At 47.0% G+C, this 17,702-nt stretch carries 18 protein-coding genes and 1 tRNA gene; 6 read left to right on the top strand and 13 right to left on the bottom strand.

Going from position 1 to position 17,702, the window contains the following annotated elements:
• Nucleotides 1-56: 56 nt before the first annotated feature.
• Together C510_RS17320 and C510_RS0106800 are read left to right on the top strand one after the other, a co-directional pair.
• Nucleotides 57-215, top strand: a complete 159-nt coding sequence (locus tag C510_RS17320) for a hypothetical protein (RefSeq protein ID WP_018710592.1) — start codon at nucleotides 57-59, stop codon at nucleotides 213-215.
• A gap of 32 nt (nucleotides 216-247) precedes the next feature.
• On the top strand, nucleotides 248-1,243 hold the full coding sequence (locus tag C510_RS0106800) for a fimbrillin family protein (RefSeq protein ID WP_025892708.1): 996 nt from the start codon (nucleotides 248-250) through the stop codon (nucleotides 1,241-1,243).
• Nucleotides 1,244-1,349: 106 nt separating this feature from the next.
• Here C510_RS0106800 and C510_RS0106795 read toward each other — a convergent pair whose 3' ends face one another.
• Nucleotides 1,350-1,757: a DUF4878 domain-containing protein gene (locus C510_RS0106795; RefSeq protein WP_022339944.1), complete on the bottom strand. Its 408-nt coding sequence runs from the start codon at nucleotides 1,755-1,757 to the stop codon at nucleotides 1,350-1,352.
• A 33-nt stretch (nucleotides 1,758-1,790) separates the two neighbouring features.
• Nucleotides 1,791-2,393 (bottom strand): YiiX/YebB-like N1pC/P60 family cysteine hydrolase, encoded by a 603-nt coding sequence (locus C510_RS0106790; RefSeq protein WP_162160989.1) that lies wholly within the window; start codon nucleotides 2,391-2,393, stop codon nucleotides 1,791-1,793.
• A gap of 304 nt (nucleotides 2,394-2,697) precedes the next feature.
• Here C510_RS0106790 and C510_RS0106785 point away from each other — a divergent pair, with 304 nt between their 5' ends.
• Nucleotides 2,698-3,000 (top strand): GNAT family N-acetyltransferase, encoded by a 303-nt coding sequence (locus C510_RS0106785; RefSeq protein WP_018710588.1) that lies wholly within the window; start codon nucleotides 2,698-2,700, stop codon nucleotides 2,998-3,000.
• Here C510_RS0106785 and C510_RS0106780 read toward each other — a convergent pair.
• The 8 genes from C510_RS0106780 to C510_RS0106745 all read right to left on the bottom strand — a co-directional run bounded on the left by C510_RS0106780 (nucleotide 2,995) and on the right by C510_RS0106745 (nucleotide 12,496).
• Nucleotides 2,995-5,133, bottom strand: a complete 2,139-nt coding sequence (locus tag C510_RS0106780) for a cation:proton antiporter (RefSeq protein ID WP_018710587.1) — start codon at nucleotides 5,131-5,133, stop codon at nucleotides 2,995-2,997. The genes C510_RS0106785 and C510_RS0106780 overlap by 6 nt on opposite strands.
• 163 nt (nucleotides 5,134-5,296) lie before the next feature.
• The gene (locus C510_RS16225; protein WP_018710586.1) at nucleotides 5,297-6,430 is read right to left on the bottom strand and encodes an AMP-binding protein; all 1,134 of its coding nucleotides are present in this window, start codon (nucleotides 6,428-6,430) and stop codon (nucleotides 5,297-5,299) included.
• A gap of 10 nt (nucleotides 6,431-6,440) precedes the next feature.
• On the bottom strand, nucleotides 6,441-7,499 hold the full coding sequence (menC, locus tag C510_RS0106770) for an o-succinylbenzoate synthase (RefSeq protein WP_018710585.1): 1,059 nt from the start codon (nucleotides 7,497-7,499) through the stop codon (nucleotides 6,441-6,443).
• Between the two features lie 341 nt (nucleotides 7,500-7,840).
• Nucleotides 7,841-8,362: a very short patch repair endonuclease gene (locus C510_RS16220; protein WP_040366103.1), complete on the bottom strand. Its 522-nt coding sequence runs from the start codon at nucleotides 8,360-8,362 to the stop codon at nucleotides 7,841-7,843.
• Nucleotides 8,363-8,457: 95 nt separating this feature from the next.
• Nucleotides 8,458-9,279 carry a 1,4-dihydroxy-2-naphthoyl-CoA synthase gene (gene menB, locus C510_RS0106760; RefSeq protein WP_018710583.1) on the bottom strand — a complete coding sequence of 274 codons (822 nt, stop codon included), beginning with the start codon at nucleotides 9,277-9,279 and terminating at the stop codon, nucleotides 8,458-8,460.
• A 5-nt stretch (nucleotides 9,280-9,284) separates the two neighbouring features.
• Nucleotides 9,285-10,949 carry a 2-succinyl-5-enolpyruvyl-6-hydroxy-3-cyclohexene-1-carboxylic-acid synthase gene (gene menD, locus C510_RS0106755; RefSeq protein ID WP_026320133.1) on the bottom strand — a complete coding sequence of 555 codons (1,665 nt, stop codon included), beginning with the start codon at nucleotides 10,947-10,949 and terminating at the stop codon, nucleotides 9,285-9,287.
• A 12-nt stretch (nucleotides 10,950-10,961) separates the two neighbouring features.
• Nucleotides 10,962-12,080: an isochorismate synthase gene (locus C510_RS0106750; protein WP_018710581.1), complete on the bottom strand. Its 1,119-nt coding sequence runs from the start codon at nucleotides 12,078-12,080 to the stop codon at nucleotides 10,962-10,964.
• Nucleotides 12,077-12,496, bottom strand: a complete 420-nt coding sequence (locus C510_RS0106745) for a PaaI family thioesterase (protein ID WP_022339941.1) — start codon at nucleotides 12,494-12,496, stop codon at nucleotides 12,077-12,079. Before C510_RS0106745 ends, C510_RS0106750 begins: the two co-directional genes overlap by 4 nt.
• Nucleotides 12,497-12,659: 163 nt before the next feature.
• On the opposite strand from C510_RS0106745, the gene C510_RS0106740 reads away from it, so the two are divergent.
• From C510_RS0106740 to C510_RS0106725, 3 genes are all read left to right on the top strand, one after another.
• On the top strand, nucleotides 12,660-13,292 hold the full coding sequence (locus C510_RS0106740; protein ID WP_022339940.1) for a DUF1847 domain-containing protein: 633 nt from the start codon (nucleotides 12,660-12,662) through the stop codon (nucleotides 13,290-13,292).
• 261 nt (nucleotides 13,293-13,553) lie between these two features.
• Entirely contained in the window at nucleotides 13,554-14,708 is a 1,155-nt protein-coding gene (locus tag C510_RS0106730; RefSeq protein WP_018710577.1) for a serine hydrolase domain-containing protein, read from the top strand.
• A gap of 12 nt (nucleotides 14,709-14,720) precedes the next feature.
• The gene (locus C510_RS0106725) at nucleotides 14,721-15,287 is read left to right on the top strand and encodes an NUDIX hydrolase (protein ID WP_018710576.1); all 567 of its coding nucleotides are present in this window, start codon (nucleotides 14,721-14,723) and stop codon (nucleotides 15,285-15,287) included.
• Between the two features lie 89 nt (nucleotides 15,288-15,376).
• Here the strand turns inward: C510_RS0106725 and C510_RS0106720 are convergent.
• The 3 genes from C510_RS0106720 to C510_RS0106710 form a co-directional block, all read right to left on the bottom strand.
• Nucleotides 15,377-15,450 (bottom strand) — tRNA-Ala (locus tag C510_RS0106720).
• Nucleotides 15,451-15,693: 243 nt separating this feature from the next.
• Nucleotides 15,694-16,581, bottom strand: coding sequence for a LysR substrate-binding domain-containing protein (locus C510_RS0106715; protein ID WP_018710575.1), 888 nt, complete (start codon nucleotides 16,579-16,581; stop codon nucleotides 15,694-15,696).
• Nucleotides 16,582-16,612: 31 nt separating this feature from the next.
• The gene (locus C510_RS0106710) at nucleotides 16,613-17,194 is read right to left on the bottom strand and encodes a DUF6621 family protein (RefSeq protein ID WP_018710574.1); all 582 of its coding nucleotides are present in this window, start codon (nucleotides 17,192-17,194) and stop codon (nucleotides 16,613-16,615) included.
• Nucleotides 17,195-17,702 lie beyond the last annotated feature (508 nt).

Below are 17,702 nucleotides of genomic sequence, written 5' to 3'. Positions count from 1 at the left end.
TTTGTCGTTGACGGTACTGAGAAAGATAGAAAATCTATGTTGAAACAATTGATTTTATGAAAAATAACGTTGAATTGACTGACAAAAAAGAAATTTATGTAGCTCCAGTATGTGAATGCATAGAAATGGATATGGAGGGGATGTTGTGTGCATCTACTTATAATGAAATGAATCCTTTTGATACTGTAGGTGATAATTTTGGAGGTGAATGGTAAATTAATTGGATGATAAAGTATTTTGTGAAAAGATGAAAAAAGTTTTCTTTTGGGGAATTATGGGTATGTTGGCTTTGGTTTCATGCCAAAGTTCTTCTGATGAATATATTGAGAATACAAATCCTGATACAGAAAAATGGAAAATGACCATGGCGGTTTCTGACTCTGAGACTAGGGCTTCAGTTGATGAAAATCAGATAGAAGTCGGTAGCCGTTTGCCTGTCAGATGGGATAAGTCCGACAAGATAAAAATGATGATTGGAACGGATGCCGACAATGTCGTTCCGTGTGAGTTTGTATTGCAGGGGGAATCTTCTATCGGTTCAGCTGTCTTTGAATACGAAGGCGATAAGGTTGACCCTTATTATTACTATGGGATATATCCTTCATTGGATTTTGATAAGGAGGGGTATGTCCACTTGTGTGTCCCTATAGATGGAACCATTCAGCAGGCAGATTTGGATGATTCCCGGCATTTGGGAGCATATAGAGCCATGTACACCGCTCCGGTGGAAAGAGATGAATGTTCTTCGCAGCTAACCGGAGTCATGTTCAGACATCTTACAAGTCTGGTTATCTTTAAGATGACGAATCTTACGGATCAGGAATATTGTGTCAGAAATATTCAGTTGGCCACAATGGATGGAACTCCGGTTTTTTATGCGACAGCTTCCTTTAATCCACAGACTCAGGAATCGGTTGCTGTAACAGGCGATCCTGTTTCTTCGGTTTTATTGGGGTTTGTAGGAAACGGATTTCCTTTGCCGTCCGGTGAGATGCATAAGGCTTATTTACCTGTTTTGCCGACTGATGATTTCAGTCATACACCTTTGGTCATCAAATTAACTATGAGTGACGGAGAGGAGCTGGTGACGGAACTTCCTCTAAGTGCCAGTGAATCCCTGAAGAAATTTACACCGGGAGCATATTGTATTTTTAATGTGAATAAGACACTTACAGGCTTGACCGTAGGTGTAGAAACTGCCGGATGGGAAGAAGGAACAGAAATTATCATTCCTTTCGTCTGATTCTGCCATATCCCTTTACAACGATAAAAGAGCCATATCGTCATAATGCCCGATATGGCTCTTTCCTTATTCTATGTGTGAAGATGTACTGCTTCTGGATTGATAATCATTTGCTTAGCTTTATCTTCCAATTTCCGTCTTCGTCTTTTTGCAGATTAGTTGTCTCTTCTTTTTCTTTTCCGTCTTCGTATACCACTTTCATTGTAACGACGGCTTTTTCACCATTTTCATCAATCTCTTCCGAGATGACTTCGTAACTTTTCACCTTGTCTTTTTTCTCAGAGTTTTGTTTGCTTAAACCTGCCATCAACAGTACCAGGCTTTCTTTATCCTGCTTTGCTTTTTCAGCATCTTCTCCTGGAGCAATATACAGCAAATCAACAAAATCTTCATAATTTTCGTCTTGAATATAGCCATAGGCTTTCTTGGCTACATCCGAAGGACTGGATGATGAACAGGCTGCCATAAACAGGGCTCCTAACAACATGGTAATAAATCCTGCGAGTTTTTTCATAGTCTTTTGTTTTTAGGGTTATTATTAAAGGAATTAAAACTTGAAGATACTTGTCAGATACGGACTTTCACATAAGTCTGAAGGAAACAGGTAATTTCCTGTGAATCCGGTAAATCCATTTCTTCTGTCCTGCTTGTCAGTGAGGTTGATTCCTGCTTTTCTGAAAGCGAAGTCTACCAGTTCTGTGCAATACATACGGGTAGAGTCGGTATCATCGTAGGCATGGTCGAACGGAGTGTGTTGCCGATAGAGCCGGAATGCGACACTTGCAGCCTTTTGGGCTTTGTCGGTATCGTCTATCCGTTTTACCTCACCGTGTATCGCTCTTGATTGGTCAAAGAATGCTGTGACAGGTTCCATTTTTACCCGGTCGACATCTCCTTCATAATCAGGTTCGTTTGGTACAGCATGAATGACCATCCATGTACTTCCGCTGTCTGTTACAATACCTGCATGGGTATATTTACCATGCGGGTTCATCATCTGGATAATCCGACTTTCCCATCCTCTTCCTTCACGGAATACGATATCGCCTTCCTGAAAGCGGATAGTCTGTAGGACTTCCGTTGCCTGTTGTTCGGAAGAAGAGACTGTAGTACAGGAAGAGAATGATATTCCTGAGAATAACAGTCCCATGGTCAATCGTATGGGCTTGTAGAATATCAGCATGAAATGTAGTAATCTGTTTTTGCGAATTTAAGAAATATTCAGAGAAAATACTACAATTAATATTGAATTTTGATTGTCTATGAGTAAATTTAATAGATAAGATGCATCGGTAATTCTTCAGCTGATAGATATTTGTGTCCTTAAAGGGATTGGGCGATATCTCTTTTTTAATTTGTGCATATCTCATACATTTTACTTGAAGAAATGAAAGTAATCATTGAAAAAATTCTTATCTTGCTTCCGGATAACCTATCTAATAAAATGAATGATTATGGACATACAGCATGATGAAGCAAAGAAAAAGTTTCGGGTAGAGGTAGACGGGTATACAGCCTATGTGGCTTATGACATCCACGACGGTGGACTGGACATCCGTCATACCATTGTACCCGAAGAAATCGGAGGTCGGGGCATTGCTTCTGCCCTGGTAAAGACAGCCTATGATTATGCCGCCTGTCATGGGCTGAAACCGATAGCTACCTGTTCGTATGCCGTGACTTGGCTGAAACGGCATCCGGAGTATGAGGGAGATATCAGTTCAGACTATGGAGGAGACGGTACTTGTGCCTTATAACCACTCTTTCCGCTTGTGGAAAAAGAACATCCAGCGCAGGATAGAGGCAGGAATAGTGTGGCTGAACGAGTTGACTTCATCCGCACGGTCCGTGATATTTTGTATCAGGCTTTCTGCCTCTTTCTCTGTCAGAATGCCGTTGTCGGCCATATTCTGTACGGTTATTTTTTCATGGCTCAACACCATTCGGATGGCTTTTAAGGTCAAAGCGTGTCGGTATGCCCGTGGAAAATCTGTTGCGAGCTGTTCCAGAAATTCTTCCATCCGCTGGATATTGTGATGTATTTCTTTCCGCAGGATATAGAATACAGCAGTCTGTTTTTCTGAAACCAGGCCGGATTGGGAAATTTCGTCCAATAAATCCAGGTTGGTCCGTTGTAACAGAATAAATCCTCGTCCCAAATCGTAAATTACCGTAATACGTTCTTTAAAATAATAACTTATCCAATGCTGGATAATCGTGAATCCGCGCATGTGGTGAAGCACATTCACCTGCTCGCAGAAATGAAAGATGGAATTCCGTTCATCCAATGGGTAGGAACCGTCGTGGTCATAGAGTTCATCCAATGAATTCATCAGCCTGCGGAAAGCACTTTCGGAGATGATTCCATCGTTATAGAGGGCGTTGCAGGTACTTTTTTCGCGGTCCAGTACCCGTAGGCGCAGTTCGGTTACCATAGCCGGTTCTTTCGGATGACTTTCCGGCTCCGCTTCGTCATCAATCAGGTAGGTGTGTACTTTCTTCCAGTTGCTTCCTTGCAGGGCGTTTAGGTTCTGCAGTGAATGATAGTAGGCCTCCAACTCTTTATATAGTGAATGATGAATGCGGTACTCCAGCTGTTGCCGGGCGGAAGAGGTGTGGACAAGACCCAGTCTGGTCAATAGCCAACGCATGGTAGTAGCGTTGATGGTGAGAGTCAGTGTCACGATACCGGCTGTGAAGAAAAGTGTCTGGTGACGGATATCTTCAGGAATTTCCGGTGTATACGATACGATAAGTGCCAGTACCATACCCAAAGCTCCACGGAGTCCCCCCCAGGTAAGAATGACCGATTCTCTTCGTGTCAGTCCGTAACCGATACGTTTCAGCACCGGATAAAGCAGCATAATCATCACGAAGCGGATAAGGTTAAGTCCCAGATAAAGTAGCATCAGAATACCGATGGTTTTCCAGGTTACATTTACTTTCTCAGCAATGACTATTCCTACAATGATGAATATGAGGGTATTGGCGATGTAGGTAAGGAGCTCCCAGAATTGTTCCATGAACTCGTTGACCTGTGGCTTGAAACGAGGTTTTCCGGTATAGGTAATGGTCAGCCCGAAAACTACCAGTGCAATGACGCCCGATACTCCCAGGTAATACTGTGCATGAATGAAGGTGGCGTAAGCCGATAGGATGATGACGCTGTTCTGAATCATCTCCTGTGAATTGACCCGGGTGATGAACCAGATAACCAGTCTGGCCATGATGAATCCGATGACGGAACTCAGGCTGATGACTTTGATAAATTCCAATAGGGGGGAGGTGTTGTGATATTCCGGCGAGGTCAGGGCTCCAAAGAAAAGCATGAAACAGACGATGCCTGTTCCGTCATTCAGCAGCGATTCCGCATCTACCAAGGTAGAAAAACGTTTGCTGGTTTTCAGTTCATGCAGTAAAGCGACAACTGCGACTGGGTCTGTAGCACTGATAAGCGCTCCGAACATCAGGGCACAGGTCCAGGTCCAACTGCTATATGCTGGAAATACCGTTCCGATACCCATCAGCAGAGCGGCAGTCAGAAACATGCAGATTACCAGACCTGGAACAGCCAGTAGGGTGGCATTGGCCAGTGTTTTCCTGAAAATGTGCAGATTGAGTTCATAGGCGGCATCGAATATCAGAATGGGGAGAAACAGGTAAAGAATCAGGTCCGGATTGATGTCGGCTACTGACCGGACAGCGTCCGATAGCGACGGGAGAAAATCGAAGAATCCGTAGCGGTTTATTAACCCTAATAACAGGCCTACCGCAAAAAGTCCTACTGTATACGGAATCCGGGTGTGCCTGAGCAATGATTTCAGTAATGCACCGATAATCAGTCCACCGATAGTCAGCAAGAGCGGTGGAAGAAAAGTAAATTCTGTCATAAAGGATGATTAGTGTCGTTATGTTTAGTTCAGTTATATGATATAAACAAAAAATAACTTTTAGTTGTTTGCATCCATACAACAAAAATATCCCCTTACCTTTAGCACGATGTGCGTGTCTGCATAAAGGTAAGGGGAGGTGACAGAATGATAACGGGAATAATCAGCGCTTGACGTAGGTTCGTGCTATCCGTCGGGCGGTAGCCCGGTCGGGCTTTCCAGATCCGGTCTTCGGCAGCGACGGTACAGGAATGGTTTCTTTAGGGCGCCAATAAGGAGGAAGACTGTTGAAGGCTTCTTCCAGTAGGTTGCGTTGCCTGTCATTCAGATTTTCTCCGGTTTCAGCCAACAGGACGATACGTTCACCGAATTTGGGGTCGGGTACACCGGTTATCTGGATATCGAACGTCAATCGTGGTTTCAACAGAGTTTCTACCTGTTCTATCTGGACTTTGACTCCTCCGGTATTGATGACGTTGTCTTTGCGTCCGATGATACGGAATTGCCCTTCGGAATTGAATGTTACCAGATCGTTTGTAACCAGCGTTTCCGGGTTGACGGTAGGGGCTTGTATAATCAAAGTACCTTCGGCGGAAAGACTCAGACTTACCTGACTGAACGGGGTATACCATTCAGAAGCTTCCGGACCGCTGAGTCGGCGCAAGGCAATATGTGACAGGGTTTCCGTCATTCCGTAGGTGCTCCAAACTGCTTTGGGGAACTTTTTCAACACCTGTGCCAATTCGTTATCGATGGCTCCTCCACCGATAATCAGATGCTGAATCTGTTCCAGCCGTTCTTTTTCTGTGGCTATTTGTATGGAATTGAATACCTGCATCGGAGTCATGGCTGCGAATACAGGAGCCGTCTCCAGAGTTGCCATCGGGTGTCCGCTGGGGGTGACCGGTATCAGGTTCAGTCCGGCTATGAGGGCACGGACTATCACCATTTTTCCGCCGATGTATTTCAGGGGCATACAGATTAGGGCACTATCACCGGCTTGAAGTCCCAGAAAAGCTACGGTCAGTCGGGCACTGTTTCGCATCCGTTCTTTTTCTACCCACAGTTCTTTGGGAGTACCGGTAGAGCCGGAGGTCTGTACTTTCAGAACAGGCAGTGGATTAAACCATTCGGCCAGGAAGTCGGCTAAAGAAGCTTCAAAGCTTTCTGACCCATATTTCTCCCGGAACTCGAGTTGTAACCGGCTGAGGCCACAGGCTTGATTACTTTTCTCATCAAAGGGAGCAGAGGCTTCTTCCGCAGTATAGGTTTTTCCCAAGATGGTTATCTGTTCCATAGATGATTGTTCATTCGTTTGCTAAAAAGGTTTCGAAATCCGGTTCGGGCTGTTCCGGATGGAACCGGAGGCAGTCTCCTTCAATGGCGAACGGATAATCGATGTTGTCTGTGAACAACAGTCCGGTACCCAATCCTTGTGGAAGTACCGGATTCAAGGTCGCACACCATTGGGCTATGGCATTCAGACCGATGTTCGATTCCAGGGCCGAAGTAATCCAATAGCCGATATTCCGTTCTTCGGCCAGCCGGATCCATTCGGCTGAACCGGCAAGTCCTCCGTGCAACGAAGGCTTGAGAATGATGTATTGCGGCCGGATGGTTTCCAACAGTTCGATTTTCTGTTTGGTATCGTTTACTCCGATAAGTTCTTCATCAAGGGCTATCGGGAAAGGAGTTTCACTACACAGGCGTTTCATCTCCTGCCATTGTCCGGCACGGATGGGTTGTTCGATGGAATGCAGGTGGAATTGATGCAGAGCTTCCAGTCGGGTCAGAGCTTCTTCGGGTGCAAAAGCTCCGTTGGCATCGACGCGGAGTTCAATTTGTTCGGGTGAGAAATGGTTGCGGATGTGACCGAGCAATTCCAGTTCCTTCTGGAAATCGATGGCCCCTATCTTGACTTTGATGCAGCGGAAGCCGGCCTTCATCTTTTCTTCGATGCGGTGATACATTTCCTCGAAATTTCCCATCCAGATCAATCCGTTGATGGGAATCCCAACTTTCCCTTGTGAAAAAGGAGTATCCCACAATCTGACGCTTCCGGATTTCAGGTGTCGGAGAGCTGTTTCCAATCCGAAAAGCATGGACGGATAAGGGCGGAGTTTGTCTAGATTAATCTGGCCGGTCTGTGCCACTTCCTGACAATGGCTTGCCAGGATGGCTTCATAATCAGGCAAGTCATCGCAACTCAATGCGGGTAGAGGAGCACATTCGCCGATTCCTGTCCGTCCGCTCTGTGGGTCGGTCACTTTCAGGTACCATACCTGACGGGTGGTATAGATGCCGCGCGAAGTTCCTGCCGGTTGTTTGAAGTGCAGGGTACGCGGGAGGATTTCGATTTGATACATATGTAATGATTCATTAAAAGATATGCAAACCTACTGCATTTTTCTGAGAATAGCCGATATGTCGCAAGTTTTTTTCGTTTGTAATGAAATTTAAATTCGATGCTGAATTGTGTAGGGTAAGTATCGTTCACAATTTAGGAACCACGATGGTTTTGTTTAGGTGAACTGTAAGGGGTGATAAGATGTTTCGCTATCAGAAAGTTTTGCATGTTGCTTTCACGCTTTCATGCGAATGCAAAAAGTTGATAAATAGTGAGTTGTGGTGAATGATGATGCTTCACGGTGAAATAAGGAAAGTTTCACACCGAATAAGGAAGCAGAGCAGGTAGTTTTCGATTCTGCTAGGTCTTGATAGAATAATCCGTTGTTTCTTCTGCCGCAACCGGTAAATTTTTGCTGGTTTCCGGGGCAGTATCGTATAACTTCACCTGATAGTTCAACAGCATCATTTTGTTTAGTGTATAGACCAGTCCTTCCAGGTTTTGTTCCCGGACTTTGGGTTTCAGTTGGCATTCCCACAATTGGATGACGTGCCATCCCATGTCCCGGAGTTTGATACGGTTTTTCAAATCCCTTTCCCGGTTACGGGTTATCTTGTTGTTCCAGAATTCGACATTCGACTTAGGCAGTACAAAATAGGGGCATCCTTCGTGGCCGTGCCAGAAGCATCCGTTCACGAAAATGACCGTGTGATATTTCCGTAGCACAATGTCGGGAGTTCCCGGCAATTTCTTGACATTGACGCGAAAACGGAATCCGTGGGCGAAGAGATATTTCCGGACTATCAGTTCCGGTCGTGTATTCTTTCCACGGATGTGCGACATGCACAAGTGCCGTTGTTCTTTCGTCAGTTTGTCGGGCATGGGTTCAAAACGAAATTGAAGAATTTTATGATGGAGGAGCAGAAGGATAATTGGCTGCGATAGCCACGGTTATTCTTCTGCTCCTCTGTCAACGATTAGGGAAATTTCGGATATTTCGACCAGTCTGGCTTGCGTTTCTCCAGAAATGCCTTACCGCCTTCCTGGGCTTCTTCTGTCATGTAATACAGCATGGTAGCGTCTCCGGCCAATTCCTGGATACCGGCTTGTCCGTCCAGTTCGGCATTCAGTCCCGCTTTAATCATGCGCAGTGCCAACGGGCTGTGCTGCATCATGGTTTCTGCCCATTCCACGACTTCGTCTTCCAGTTTGTCGAAGGGGACCACTTTGTTCACCAGACCCATATCGAGGGCTTCCTGGGCCGAATACTGACGGCAGAGGAACCAGATTTCGCGGGCTTTCTTCTGGCCGACAATCCGGGCCAGGTAAGATGAACCGAAACCAGCGTCGAAACTACCTACGCGCGGACCGGTCTGTCCGAAGATAGCGTTTTCAGAAGCGATGGTCAGGTCGCATACTACATGAAGTACATGACCTCCTCCGATAGCATAACCGTTTACCATGGCAATGACCGGCTTCGGAATCGAACGAATCTGTTTCTGTACATCCAGTACATTCAGTCTGGGTACACCGTCCGTTCCTACATAGCCTCCATGTCCTTTCACATGCATATCGCCACCCGAGCAGAAAGCCTTGTCGCCGGCTCCGGTCAGTACGATGACATTGATGTCCTGACACTCCCGGCAATAAAGCAAGGCATCGCTGATTTCGGAAGTGGTGGTAGGGGTAAATGCGTTGCGGTAACGCGGACGGTTGATGGTTATCTTGGCGATTCCGTTGTAAAAATCAAACAGAATATCCTGGTATTCTTTGATGGTTTTCCATTCTCTTTGTGCCATAAGCGTTAATGTTTGAGGTTATGATAATATTCTTTCAGTTTCTCTACATCCTGTGCCTTGTCGGTAAATACTTCGAATAACATCGGACGGTTAGTGATGGAAGGCTGTACGAAATGAGCCACGGCGGTATCCAGTTCTCCTTCATTGTGAGCCGACAGGTATTCGAATCCGCGGTCTTCCGCCCAGGCCTTGGCAGATGTCTGATGGGTGGCAGTGACGAAACGGCGGGCGTTTTCGTGCAGTTCCAGTCCGGGCAAGGCATGGAAAATTTCTCCTCCACTGTTATTCAAAAGCAGGATACGGATATTGGAACCGTAGTTTGCGTTCCAGAGTGCATTCATGTCATAGAAGAAGCTCAAGTCACCGATCAGGATGAAGTTCAGCTTTTCTGAGACGGCCGCATAACCGATGGCTGTAGAGAGGGAGCCTTCGATGCCGTTGGTTCCACGGTTTGAAAGAATCTCTACCTCTTCTGGTACATCAAACAGTTGGGCATAACGTACCGTAGAACTGTTGGCCAGATGCAGGGAACAAGGAGTCGGCAGGTTACGGATTACTTTACCGATGGCGCTCATCTCGGAGTAGGTGAATTCGGCTTGAGGGATTGCTTTCGATAATGCTTCCCACTGGCGTGGATAATCCGGGGTACGGTTTTCCATCATCGGGGCAATCTTTTCCAGAAACTCGAACGGATCCATTTCGATGACTGTGGTCAGTGAGCCGTATAAATCCATCACTTCGCCATCGGGCGATACGTGCCAGTGTTCTTTAGGCGGATGTCTGCGCAGGAAGTTTTTCAATCGTTTGGAGATGACATGACCTCCGTAGGTGATGACCAGCTCCGGCCGCATCTTTTCCTGAGCTTCGAAGTTCATGGAGCAGAGCAACGGTTCGATGTTTCGGATAGCCTGTCCCGGAATGGTCCGGTTACTGATATTCTCGGTAAACCAGGCAAAGTGCTTGTACAGCATTTTTGTGTATTTCTTGTCGAACAGGTAAATCAGGTTCATTTGTCCCACGATGACCATGCGGCGCTGATACCGGTTCAAGCGGTCGATGAGAGGTTGATAGTCTTTATCGTATACGCTGAGTCCCTGGTAACGGGTGATGACGCGGGCTTCGGGGAGTTCCGTGACCGGAAGTTTGAAGAACGGGTCGCTGATAGGTACGTTGATGTGGATTGGGCCTCGTCCATGATGATTCAGTTCCAACAGGGCTTCGTTCAATAGCCGGTTGCAATACCACTCGTCTTCCTCGGTAACGACTTCCGGCAGATTGACGGAACGCTTTACCAGTGGGCCGAATACACCGGGCTGTGGTAAAGTCTGTCCGTCCATTTGGCCAATCCAGGCTCCCGGACGGTCGGCTGAGATTACGACCAGCGGAATTTGTTGATAGAAGGCTTCGGCTACGGCGGGGTGCAGGTTCAGTAAAGCTGTACCCGAGGTGCAGCATACGGCGGCAGGACTTCCTCCGTGGAGAGCCAGTCCGATAGCAAAGAATCCTGCGCTCCGTTCATCGGTGACGGGGTAGCAGGTGAAATCAGGGATATTTGCCAGTGTCTGGATAATCGGAATGTCACGGCTTCCCGGGCAGAGCACGATTTTCCGTACACCATGTGCTTTCAGGAGCACAGCTAGTTGCAGAATGCTTTTCTTGTCTGTGTACATAGGCAGCATGTTCTAGTTAAGTGATAGGATGTTACGCATGGTATTCATCTTCTGTTGAGTCTCTTCCCATTCTGTATCTGCGGTGGATGAGGCCAGAATGCCTCCTCCCGCATAGAGGGTAGCTTGATGGCCGGTGATGTGCATGCAACGCAGGTTTACATACAGGCTGGTGTGTCCGGTCGGGTCCAGCCAACCGATGATGCCTGAATAGTAGCAGCGGTCACCGCCTTCATTGGCTGTAATGAACTCATAGGCTTGTTCTTTGGGCAGTCCGCATACTGCGGGAGTTGGATGCAGTTCATGCAGGATGTCTCCCAGGTGGCCGGTTTCTTTCAGCATGAAATGAAAATCCGTTTTCAGGTGAACCAATTGGCCGGCTCGGGCTGTATAAGGTCCTTTTTCGGTGAGTTTGCTTCCGAATTTCTTGATGGTCTTGCGGATATAGTCGCCCACGTATGCTTGTTCCTCCTGGTTCTTTTGGCTCCATTCGGTCGGCATGACATCGCCTTGCATGGGCATGGTACCTGCCAGCGCTACGGTATGCCATTGTTCCTCTTGTCCGCTCAGGATAATTTCCGGTGTACTTCCTATCCATGTCCCGGTCTGTGGGGTATGGCACAGGGAAATCATCATGCGTGGATAGCTGTTGCATGCCTGGATGAAGGTGTCGAGCGGTCTGAAATCTTCTTTCAGGTCGGTCGTATAATGGCGTGAGAGTACCAGTTTCTGGAATTTCTTTTCCTTCAAAGGAGTTATGAAACGGTCGAAAGCGGCTTCATACCGTTCCTTCAAAGTGGTTTCTGTCTGTACGGGTTCCGATGGACAGGTATTGTCGGCAGCCGGGAATTGGGGTAAGTCTTTCAAGGCTGTACCGATGGCCGGCCATTCTTTGGCCACAATGTCCGGTCGGATAAGAACGATGGGGTGTTGGGGAGTCACTTGGAACGGTGCCAGTACGAATCCCTTTTTCCCGTTCAGTTCGGTAAGTTGTTGCAGCGTTTGTGCTTCTCCTTCCTGTTGCATGACTAGAATCGGTTCGTCCGTCCATGGCAGGCGGTAGATGGCAAAACTGCAACGGCTCAGTGTCAGTTCATGAATTTGTGCTTGAAGCGTTTTTTCGGGTATAGTCATGAGCGTTTCTTTACTAATTGGTTGACGATTCGGGCTGTTGACACCAGTCTCCCGTTCGGGTCGGTGATGTCAACATTCCAGATATGTGTTGTACGTCCCCGGTGAATGAGGGTACCGGTAGCGGTGACGTAACTTCCTACAGGGACCATCCGCAGATGGTTGGCACTTACCTGGATGCCACAGGGAATTTGTTCAGGAGGACACAACGGAACGGAACCATGTCCGGCTACTATTTCTGCCAGTGCCAGTGATGCTCCGCCATTCAGGATGCCGAAAGGTTGGCAGGTACGGTGGTCTACAGGCATGGTCGCTTTCACGAATCCTTCCTTCATTTCTAAGAATTCAACACCTAGATTCTCTCCCATGGAATGAGATAAATCAGGCAGTTCAGGTGTCGTTTGCTCGCTCGTTTGCATGGCTTGTCATTTTCTATCTATTTGCAAAAGTAAGCAATTCCTTTGATAATACGGGATGTGTTATTCGGATTTTGTATACATTTGGCGAATCCTTGCCGGAAAAGGAGGGAGATTCTCTTGGAAAAAATGTACTTTTGTTGGAGTGATTTAAACAGATACTGAAATGGAAAAAGTACTACATAGTTGTGTGGACTGCGGAACGCAGAATTGCAAGTTCAAGACGCGTACTTATCCGGAGTTTTGTCCGACTACTCACTTGAAAGAAGAGGATAGGGCATGGGCTTTGGAACGTTATGACGAAGGCCGGAACCGTGAAATCATGATAGCCAGTGCGGAAGTGGAGTTTGAAGGATACTGTCAATGGACACGGGTACAGGAAATCATGGAGTTCGCCCGGAAGATTCAAGCCAAGCGGATAGGAATTGCCAATTGCATCGGATTGATTCGGGAAGCCCGTATGTTTGCCCGCATTCTTCAGGCGAACGGTTTCGAAGCGTATGCTGTCACCTGTAAGGTGGCCGGTCAGGCCAAGAGTTCGATGGGCATTCCTCAGAAATGTGAGCAGATAGGGGCAGCCATGTGCAATCCTATCCTGCAGGCACGGTTGCTGAACGAGGCACATACCGATTTGAATGTGGTGATTGGGCTTTGTGTAGGGCATGACAGTTTGTTTTACAAGTATTCCGATGCGTATGTCACGACATTGGTTACGAAGGACCGGGTGACGGGGAACAATCCGGTAGCGGCACTCTATACGGCAGAATCTTATTACAAGAAGAAATTCTTCAAAGGGTAAGACTTTGTTTGAAGGATTTTGGGTAAAGGATTTCAGTTATAGTGAAATTTTCCGGCCTTAGTTTTGAAGCGATAAAGCGGAGAAGCGGAGCCCGGCGAATAGAAGCGCAGGCTGTTTGAGCGAAGCGAGTTCCTGCGCTTCCGACGGGAAACGTTTCGTAGCCGCTTCAAAACGGAAGCCGGCGGTTTTTCTTTTTGTTATCTTTTTCTTTTGGCCGTCCAAAAGAAAAAGTAAAAGTTATCAGAATTTTCTTTTAGATAAATGAAACAGAAACGTTGGATACTAACCGGAATCGTCATTGTATTGGCAGTGGCAGGAATCACATTCTGCTGCCTGCCTTACTACGCCCGTCAGGCATTGATACATCTCTATCCAACCATTGATGACCTGACGCTTTTCCATCGGCATACCGTTCATGCTCCGGATTCCTGTTGGGATTGGTATCAATCCGATTGCTACAATACGTATCGAATGGAACCGGAGGACTCGGCTTATCTGGCAGAACTGAAAACCGTTTCGTTTCTGGTTATCCGGAATGACAGCATCTTGTATGAGCGCTACTTCGGGGGATGGGACGATTCGTTGACTTCTAACCTGTATTCTTGTACTAAGACCATTGTCGGTCTACTGGTTGGAGTAGCCATCGATGAAGGACTTATCCGGAGTGTAGATGACAACGTGTGCGATTACCTGCCGGCGTACACGAAAGGCAGACAACGTGATGTGACCATCCGTGACCTGTTGACCATGAGCGGCGGTATGGATTGGGATGAAGCGTATGCTTCGCTTTTTTCGGTCACTACCCACGGCTATTATGGGAACGATTTGTATGACCTGGTGATGAACCTGGATGTGGTGGATGAACCGGGAGTGCAGTATTCTTACCGGAGTGGCGAGACCCAACTCTTGGCGTTTGTGCTGGAGGCGGCTACCGGTACTACGCTGAGCGACTATGCCGAGCAGAAGTTGTGGCAACCGATGCTGGCCGGACAGGATGCTTTCTGGTTGCTTGATAAGGAACAGGGAGACGAGAAAGCGTTCTGTTGTTTCCATACCACGGCCCGCGATGCTGCCCGTTTTGCCCGGCTGATGCTCCGGAAAGGTGACTGGAACGGCAGGCAACTGGTATCGGAGCGTTACATGGAGGAAGCCATGTCGCCCGCTTCCTACCTGAAAGACCAGTGGGGAAAAGACGGCCTGAATTATTACGGCTTTCAGACGTGGGTGATGCATTACCGTGACCAGGTGAATCCGTACATGCGGGGGATGTTGGGGCAATATATCATTGCTATCCCCAGCCAGAATGCCATTGTGGTTCGTTTGGGGCACAAACGTTCGGATGTATATGTGCGCGAACTCACGACTGATATTATCCGTTACATGGATATAGCGATGAAGATTTTGGAACAGAAATAATCAAACAGTAGTATGAAAAACGAATTTTCTGATGAAGATAAGAAATGGGAGGTATTGAACAGTGAATACCTCATTCGTCGTCCTTGGTTGACAGCCCGAAAGGACAAGGTCCGTTTACCGAGTGGGGTAGTGATGGATGAATACTATGTATTGGAATATCCAGAGTGGGTGAATGTGATAGCTATCACCACTGAAGGGAAATATCTGATGGAGCGTCAGTATCGTCACGGGTTGCAATGGATAGGTTATGAAATCTGTGCCGGCGTGTGTGAGAAAGGGGAGACTCCGCTCGAAGCGGCAAAACGTGAACTGCTGGAAGAAACGGGATTCGGTGGAGGAGAATGGACTCCGCACATGACCATTTCGAGCAATACCAGTACAGTGACAAATCTGACCCATTGTTTTGTGGCGACCGGTGTGGAGCGTTTGTCTGACCCGCATCAGGAAGCGACAGAGGATATTTCCATTCATCTGCTTTCTCGGGAGGAAGTCCGCGAGTTACTGGTGAACGACCAGATTCGGCAGTCGTTGATGGCGGCTCCGCTCTGGAAGTATTTTGCTGAGCATCACTTGCTATAAAGAATGAGGAGGAATAATTTTTCCAATTTTCTGGATAGATGAATATAAAAAAACGTCCTTGGATAATTGCTATCTAAGGACGTTTTTCGTGGAGCATAGCGGACTCGAACCGCTCACCTCGACACTGCCAGTGTCGCGCTCTAGCCAGATGAGCTAATACCCCGATGTGATGTTTACGTCTGCAAAGGTACGACAAGATTTTGAATTCGCAAGCGTTCGGATGAAAAAATGTCGAAAAACAGCTGAAAAATGAAAGAAGAAAATCGTTTGGACGTTTGCATCAAAACATGCTCGTGTTTTACTTAAAACGTCTAGACATTTTAGATGAAACATGCTCATGTTTGGAATAAAACGAACGTTCGTTTTCAGAAGGTGGTTTGGAACTGGAGAAATGAAGGGAGAAAGATTACACCTGTTGCTGAAGGAACCGCATGAAGTGGACCACCGTTTCCGCTTCCTGACCTTGGGCAGAGACGAAACAGAAGTGGCGTTTGAACTGTAGACCGTCGATGTCCACTATGCGGAAACTACCTTCCTTCAACTCCCTGGATAGGGCAGCAATGGATACAATACCCATGCTGTGACTAAAGCGCAGGAAAGATTTGATGCTTTCCGTACTGCCCAGATACATCCGTACATTCAGCGACGAAAGTTTCAGGTGTTGTTCCGCCAGTGCCAGTTCGATGGCATCCAGGGTGCCGGAGCCACGTTCACGGAGTACCAGCGGTACTTGCTTGAATTCTTCCAGTGAGATTTCACCCGACTGTCCGATGGGACAATCGGAGGCTACTACCGGAACCAGTTCGTCGCACAGGAAAGGTTCGTATTTCAGGTTCGGTAGACGGAATACCCCTTCTACCATACCCAAATCGATGGTATGTTGCTGGAGGGCAGTTTCAATGTTCCGTGAGTTGGTGTCGATCAGTGAGACTGTAATTTTGGGGTATTTCTCGGTAAAACGAGCCAGGACGGGGGGGAGTACGTATTGGGCAATCGTCGTACTGGCTCCCAGCCGGAGTTCGCCGGCATACTCCTTGTTCAATAGATGCATGTCGTATTCCAACCGGCGATATTCGGTCAGAATCCGTTCGCAATGTTCCAGCAGAACTGTACCCGCCTCTGTCAGCGAAATCTTGTTGCCCATCCGGTTGAACAGACGTACTTGGTACAGGCTTTCCAGCTCGCGGATGTGTTTGGTGATGGCGGGCTGGCTCACAAAGAGTTCCTGAGAGGCTTTCGTAAAGCTCAGGTTCTTGGCTACGCTGTAAAAGGCTTTCAGACGGAAATCGGACACAGTAATAAGAATAAGGTAGAAGGAGGAAACATCAAAGTTCTTCGGAGTGGACTCCCAGTGCCTGTAGGATAGAGAAGCCCAGCAGTTCAAAACGGTAGACTTCTTCCTTTTCCGGTGGATTCATGCCGAAAACAGTAACTTCTGAGGGATGTTTCATCGAAGGAATCAGTTTCTCCAACGAACTGCCATACGCATCCTCATCGGGTACCAGCACGGCTTTAAGGATGTCCTTTGATTCGGTCATCAGCATAAGTGACTCGCGGAACAGGTCTTCGCGGGTAGCCATTCCCGAGGGCTGGAAAGCGTACAGGGAAAACTCTCCTAACTGGCTCTGGAAACCTACATTGTGGAGTTCCTTTTCCAGGTGCGAAGGAGTACAGAATTTCATGACCTCTTCTTTCGGCTCATAGATAAAGATAACCTGAATTTCGTTGTTACCCGGTTGCATGCCGGCATCCAGTGCCAGACATTCCAGTAAGTTTGCCAAATCGGCCTTGGGGAGTTCACGCTTCACGATGGGAGCAAAATGAGCGGCCAAATCTGTGCCGACCCGGTCCAGGTAGGATGCGTCTATCAGCATCACTTGGGGAGCGAAAGGTATCTTCTTTTCCATATCTATTCTGTTTGAGGTTGTAAAGATACAAACTAAACTTTTCCTCCCCAAATACTGGAATCATTAAAAGTTAAAAATTAAAAGTTAAAACAGATTTGTAGTATCTAGTGTCTAGTTTACTAATTTGACTGGACTGTGTGTATTCGGGCGAGCAGACCTCGCCCCTACAAGGTCGGTTCTTTGTTTCATGTGTTTGGTAATTGGAGTTAATTGAGGAACCTGTGTTTGAGTTCCTGGTCAGTTGATAAAGAATCCGGCCTTAGTTTTGAGGCGGCGGTTTTTCTTTTTGTTAGTTTTTTCTTTTGGCCGTCCAAAAGAAAAAGTAAGAATACCCATCCGCAGAAGGAAAGATTCGCGTAAACTGCCATTTTGTTCCTTATCCGGACAAAATTTCATGGGGTAAAGATAACTTACTGACAATTAGACATATAAATAATTTGTTTTGACTCTGGCAAAGTATTTGATAACTATTAGTCGAGTTTGCTTCTCTCCCCGGAACACGGAGAAT

The organism is Phocaeicola barnesiae DSM 18169 = JCM 13652, from assembly GCF_000374585.1.
Taxonomy (GTDB): Bacteria; Bacteroidota; Bacteroidia; order Bacteroidales; family Bacteroidaceae; genus Phocaeicola; species Phocaeicola barnesiae.
This window is presented reverse-complemented; position numbering and strand designations above follow the sequence as displayed.

What these genes read in the sequence shown, in the direction of transcription:
- C510_RS17320 (WP_018710592.1), top strand. Translation starts at nt 57, where the DNA reads ATGAAAAATAACGTTGAATTGACTGACAAAAAAGAAATTTATGTAGCT.
- C510_RS0106800 (WP_025892708.1), top strand. Translation starts at nt 248, where the DNA reads ATGAAAAAAGTTTTCTTTTGGGGAATTATGGGTATGTTGGCTTTGGTT.
- C510_RS0106795 (WP_022339944.1), bottom strand. Translation starts at nt 1,757, where the DNA reads ATGAAAAAACTCGCAGGATTTATTACCATGTTGTTAGGAGCCCTGTTT.
- C510_RS0106790 (WP_162160989.1), bottom strand. Translation starts at nt 2,393, where the DNA reads ATGGGACTGTTATTCTCAGGAATATCATTCTCTTCCTGTACTACAGTC.
- C510_RS0106785 (WP_018710588.1), top strand. Translation starts at nt 2,698, where the DNA reads ATGGACATACAGCATGATGAAGCAAAGAAAAAGTTTCGGGTAGAGGTA.
- C510_RS0106780 (WP_018710587.1), bottom strand. Translation starts at nt 5,133, where the DNA reads ATGACAGAATTTACTTTTCTTCCACCGCTCTTGCTGACTATCGGTGGA.
- C510_RS16225 (WP_018710586.1), bottom strand. Translation starts at nt 6,430, where the DNA reads ATGGAACAGATAACCATCTTGGGAAAAACCTATACTGCGGAAGAAGCC.
- menC (WP_018710585.1), bottom strand. Translation starts at nt 7,499, where the DNA reads ATGTATCAAATCGAAATCCTCCCGCGTACCCTGCACTTCAAACAACCG.
- C510_RS16220 (WP_040366103.1), bottom strand. Translation starts at nt 8,362, where the DNA reads ATGCCCGACAAACTGACGAAAGAACAACGGCACTTGTGCATGTCGCAC.
- menB (WP_018710583.1), bottom strand. Translation starts at nt 9,279, where the DNA reads ATGGCACAAAGAGAATGGAAAACCATCAAAGAATACCAGGATATTCTG.
- menD (WP_026320133.1), bottom strand. Translation starts at nt 10,949, where the DNA reads ATGTACACAGACAAGAAAAGCATTCTGCAACTAGCTGTGCTCCTGAAA.
- C510_RS0106750 (WP_018710581.1), bottom strand. Translation starts at nt 12,080, where the DNA reads ATGACTATACCCGAAAAAACGCTTCAAGCACAAATTCATGAACTGACA.
- C510_RS0106745 (WP_022339941.1), bottom strand. Translation starts at nt 12,496, where the DNA reads ATGCAAACGAGCGAGCAAACGACACCTGAACTGCCTGATTTATCTCAT.
- C510_RS0106740 (WP_022339940.1), top strand. Translation starts at nt 12,660, where the DNA reads ATGGAAAAAGTACTACATAGTTGTGTGGACTGCGGAACGCAGAATTGC.
- C510_RS0106730 (WP_018710577.1), top strand. Translation starts at nt 13,554, where the DNA reads ATGAAACAGAAACGTTGGATACTAACCGGAATCGTCATTGTATTGGCA.
- C510_RS0106725 (WP_018710576.1), top strand. Translation starts at nt 14,721, where the DNA reads ATGAAAAACGAATTTTCTGATGAAGATAAGAAATGGGAGGTATTGAAC.
- C510_RS0106710 (WP_018710574.1), bottom strand. Translation starts at nt 17,194, where the DNA reads ATGGAAAAGAAGATACCTTTCGCTCCCCAAGTGATGCTGATAGACGCA.